Annotated in this window: 5 protein-coding genes; 4 read left to right on the top strand and 1 reads right to left on the bottom strand. The window is 72.6% G+C overall.

The genetic code is table 11. From position 1 onward, the window contains the following. The 3 genes from ABZ281_RS39710 to ABZ281_RS39720 form a co-directional block, all read left to right on the top strand. A partial coding sequence (locus ABZ281_RS39710; protein ID WP_356662844.1) for a sortase occupies positions 1-469 on the top strand: 469 nt, incomplete at its 5' end. Next, complete coding sequence (locus tag ABZ281_RS39715; RefSeq protein WP_356662845.1) at positions 466-957, top strand: RNA polymerase sigma factor; 492 nt, start codon at positions 466-468, stop codon at positions 955-957. The genes ABZ281_RS39710 and ABZ281_RS39715, both read left to right, overlap by 4 nt. Further along, the gene (locus tag ABZ281_RS39720) at positions 941-1,468 is read left to right on the top strand and encodes a hypothetical protein (protein WP_356662846.1); all 528 of its coding nucleotides are present in this window, start codon (positions 941-943) and stop codon (positions 1,466-1,468) included. The genes ABZ281_RS39715 and ABZ281_RS39720 overlap by 17 nt, the downstream gene beginning before the upstream one ends. 21 nt (positions 1,469-1,489) lie before the next feature. Here ABZ281_RS39720 and ABZ281_RS39725 read toward each other — a convergent pair whose 3' ends face one another. After that, complete coding sequence (locus ABZ281_RS39725) at positions 1,490-2,479, bottom strand: cytochrome c oxidase assembly protein (RefSeq protein WP_356662847.1); 990 nt, start codon at positions 2,477-2,479, stop codon at positions 1,490-1,492. Positions 2,480-2,697: 218 nt separating this feature from the next. On the opposite strand from ABZ281_RS39725, the gene ABZ281_RS39730 reads away from it, so the two are divergent. After that, on the top strand, positions 2,698-4,260 hold the full coding sequence (locus tag ABZ281_RS39730) for a carbohydrate-binding protein (protein WP_356662848.1): 1,563 nt from the start codon (positions 2,698-2,700) through the stop codon (positions 4,258-4,260). Positions 4,261-4,438: the final 178 nt, after the last annotated feature.

A 4,438-nucleotide genomic window follows, 5' to 3' on the forward strand; every position in this document is an offset into this window, starting at 1 on the left:
GAGCCGACGCCGTCCCACAGCACCTGTCCGCCGGTGGGACACCCCGGTCGGCCGGCTGGGCCTGGCGGCCGACGGCACGGTGCAGGTGCCGTCGGTCACGGCCCACGACCGGGCGGGCTGGTACCGGCACTCGCCGACGCCCGGCGCCACCGGCCCGTCGGTGATCCTCGGCCATGTCACGGTCGGCCCGTACGGCGACGGCGTCTTCCGCCGGCTCGGCCGGCTGCACCGGGGCGACCGGATCGTGGCGCGCCTGGAGAACGGCACGGCGGCGGAGTTCGCCGTCACGGCGGTGCGGACCGTCCCGAAAACCGACTTCCCGGCCGACGACGTCTACGGGAACGTGGACCGCCCGGAACTGCGGCTGATCACGTGCGGCGGAGCGCGGAGCGGCGACGGCTACGCGGACAACGTGATCGTGTTCGCGGCGCTGAGCGGTGCGAAGTCCCCCACCCCTGGAGAGCGTTGAAACTGTCCCGCGAGAAGGCAGCGTCCGAGCTGTTCGCCGCCCTCTACCCGCGCCTCGCCGGCTGGTGCCGCCGGCTCGTCGACGACGACGGGACGGCCCACGAGATCGCCTCGGAGGCGTTCACCCGGCTCTGGGCCCGCTGGACGTCCGTGGAGGAACCGCGCGGGTTCCTCTACGTCACCGCGGCCAACCTGGTGCGGGACCACTGGCGCAAGATGGAGCGCGAGCGCCGGGCCATGCACCGCGTCACCTCGGAGGCCGCCGCACGCCCCCACCCCGAACAGGCCGACCCGTCGGTGCGGCTGCTCGTGCAGTCGCTGCCCGAGCGACTGCGCGTGCCGATCCTCCTCCACTACTACGCTGACATGCCGATCCGGGAGGTGTCCGCACTGACCGGGCGCAAGGAAGGAACCGTCAAGGCCGACCTGCACGCGGCCCGGGAACTGCTCCGCGTCCACCTGAGGAGAAGCCTTGACCACACGCCTTGACGACGACGGCCCGGAGCCCGGCCCCGGCGACCCGCTCGCCGTGATCCTGCGCCCCTCCTCCCCCGACTACCTGGGGGCGTCCCCCGGCCAGTACGAGACGATCCGCCGCCGGGCGACCCGCCGCCGCCTGCTGCGCACCGCGGCCGGGGCGGGCCTGTGCTGCGTCGCGGCCTTCCTCATCACCGTCCCCCTGCGCCACACGGCACCCGAGCGCCCCACGGCTCCGACGATCCCGATGGCCCCGCCCGCCTCCAGGACGGCGCCGCCCACGCCCTCCGCGTCCCCCACCCCTGAGCCGTCCCCGTCCGAGTCCCGCCCGTCGGTCCCGGGCACGCCCCGCCCGGGCACCGACCGCCCCCGCACATCCGCACCGGGCACCCCCGTCACCGACGAGGCGACCGGCCCGGCGGCCGCGTCCCGTGCCCCGACGGCGACACCCACCTCGGTACGGCCCGTCCCGTCGACGGTCCGCCCGAGCACGGACCCGAGGGCGGCGGACGGCAGCCGCTGACCGGCGCCGGAGAGCCCCGGGTCAGGCACCCGGCCGCTGCCGCCGCACCCGCTCCGCCACCTCGCCGTCCTCGGTCTCCCACCAGGGCCGGACCAGTTCGGCGGCCCCGTCCGCGGCGGTGACCGGGGCGGCGGGGGCGAGTTCGCCGTCGAGACGCCGGTCCAGTACGGCCGTCCCGGCGCGCTCGGCCCGCGCCCACTGCGCGAGGACCGCCAGCAGGAAGGGGATCGCGACCAGTTCGGCGATGCCCAGCATGGCGCCGCCGCCGAGCTGCTGGTCGTGGTGGACGTCGGACCCGGGCGGCGCGTGGTGCAGGTACCAGGCGCCCGCGATCAGGGTGCCGTGCGTCATGACCACCAGCCCCGGGAGCGCGTCCACGATCCCGTCCAGGAAGACCAGGGCCGCCCGGACCGGGTGGGTGCACCAGGCGGGCAGGGCCTGCTCGCGGGTGAGCACCGGCAGCACGAACAGGCAGCCGGCCACCAGCAGATGCAGGTACATCAGCTCGTGCAGCCAGCCCACGCGCAGCGCGGTGGCGAAGTACGGCGTGAAGTAGACGGTCAGTTCGGTGGCCAGCACCAGGACCGTACTGACCAGAGGGAACGTCAGCAGTCTGACGAGCCGGCCGGTCAGCGTCCGCCGTACCCGGGCCGCGCCGCCCTCCGGCAGTGCCGCCACCGCGAGCCGCAGCGGGTCACCCAGGGCGAGGCCCAGCGGCGCGAGCAGGTCGAGCCCGACGTTCTGCACGGCGGCCGGCCAGAACAGTTCACGGTCGTAGACGGCCAGCCCGGACATCGTGGTCACGACGATCGCGCCGAGCCCGAGCAGCACGAAGGCGGCGATGCGCGCCGGCGGCCAGCACCCGCCCCGTCGGCGCACCCGGACCACACCCCAGCCGTAGAGCCCGCCCAACACGGCGACGAGCAACAGGGCGGGGACGTCCGGCTGCCACGATCCCAGCAGCCGTCCGGCGGTCGGTTCCGGCGGGTACACAGCCGACAGTTCGCTCACGAGCGGACGATAGCCGCCGAAGTTCCGGGGGGCGTCGGCAGGGGGTGCGAGCGCGGGACAGCACCCGAGGTTGTTCATGAGCGTGAACGACAATCATGTACAGAGCTATTGACGCGTCCACGGCAAGCTTCTACGTTCCCCTCGAAGCACACGCAGAAAGCGCTTACCCCCGGCCGGGTTCCGCACACGTCACCGTCACCACCCTTTGGAGACGAACGATGCACCTGAGACCAGTGATCGCGTCCGTCGGCCTCCTGGCCGGCAGCCTCGTCGCCCTGTCCGGCCACACCGCCCAGGCGGCGACCACCCGCTACGAGGCCGAGGTCTCGCCCGCGGTCTGCACCGGCACCATCGACTCGGACTGGGCCGGATTCTCCGGCAGCGGCTTCTGCAACGGCGACAACGGCACCGGCGGATACGCCCAGTTCACCGTGAACGCCTCCGCCGCCGGCACGGCGGCCCTGAAGATCCGCTTCGCCAACGGCACGGCCTCCGCGCGCGCCGCCGGCCTCGTGGTCAACGGCTCGACGGCCGGCACGGCGTCCTTCGAGGGCACCGGCGCCTGGAGCACCTGGGCGACCAAGACCCTCACCGTGCCGCTGCGGTCCGGCAGCAACACCGTCCGGCTGAACCCGACGGCCTCCGCCGGCCTGCCCAACATCGACTACGTCGACGTGGAGACGGGCGGCAGCGAGCCGCAGCCCACCGGACCGGTCCTGTACGTGTCGCCGAACGGCAGCGACGGCGCGGCCGGCACGGAGTCCAGCCCGACGACACTCACCTCCGCGATCAGCCGCGTCACGGCCGGCGGGACCATCTACCTACGCGGCGGGACCTACCGCTACTCCCAGACCGTCACCATTCCGGCCGGCCGGAACGGCACATCCGGCGACCGCACGGAACTGTTCGCCTACCCGGGCGAGACGCCCGTGCTTAACTTCGCCGCCCAGAGCGAGGCCCCGGCCAACCGCGGCCTCGCCGTCAACGCGAACCACTGGCACGTCAAGGGACTCGTCGTCGAACGGGCCGGTGACAACGGCATCTTCCTCAGCGGCAGCGACAACGTCATCGAGCGCACGGTGACACGCTTCAACCGCGACTCGGGGCTCCAGCTGTCACGGGCGCTGTCCAGCACGCCCAAGGACCAGTGGCCGTCCCGCAACCTCATCGTCAGCGCCGAGTCGCACGACAACGCCGACTCCGACGGCGAGGACGCGGACGGCTTCGCACCGAAGCTCACCGTCGGCCCCGGCAACGTCTTCCGCTACACCGTGTCCCACCACAACATCGACGACGGCTACGACCTCTACACCAAGCCGGACACCGGCCCCATCGGCGCGGTGACCATCGAGGACTCCCTCGCCTTCGGCAACGGCACTCTCAGCGACGGCTCCCAGGCCGGCAACGGCGACCGCAACGGCTACAAGCTCGGCGGCGAGGACATCGGCGTCGGCCACGTCGTCCGGCGCAGCATCGCCTACGGCAACGGCAAGCACGGCTTCACCTACAACAGCAACACCGGCCCGATGCAGATCTCGGACAACGTCAGCGTCGGCAACGCGCAGCGCAACTTCAACTTCGACTCCGGCAGTACGTCGGTGTTCCGCTCCAACACCTCCTGCGACAGCGGCTCGAACGACCGGATCATCGGCAACACCGACAGCTCCAACCAGTTCTGGTCCGGCTCGAACGGCTCCCGCTGCTCCTCCTACGCCGGTGCCCTGCGCTGGTCGTTCGCCTCGGACGGACGGCTCGTCGTGACGTTCGGCGGCAGCCGGTAGCCTGGCCGTATGGCACTGGCATGCAACGCCCTGCCTCACTGCTTCCTCTGACGCCGCGGTGAGGACGGCGACGTGAGTGACTCAGACGGTGGCCATCCCGACCCCGAGCGAGGTCACCGCGGACACGGCGGACAGCCAGCGCTGCGCTCTCGCGCCGGACGCCAGGTAGGCCAGGATT

The organism is Streptomyces sp. NPDC006265 (assembly GCF_040613555.1).
Taxonomy (GTDB): Bacteria; Actinomycetota; Actinomycetes; order Streptomycetales; family Streptomycetaceae; genus Streptomyces.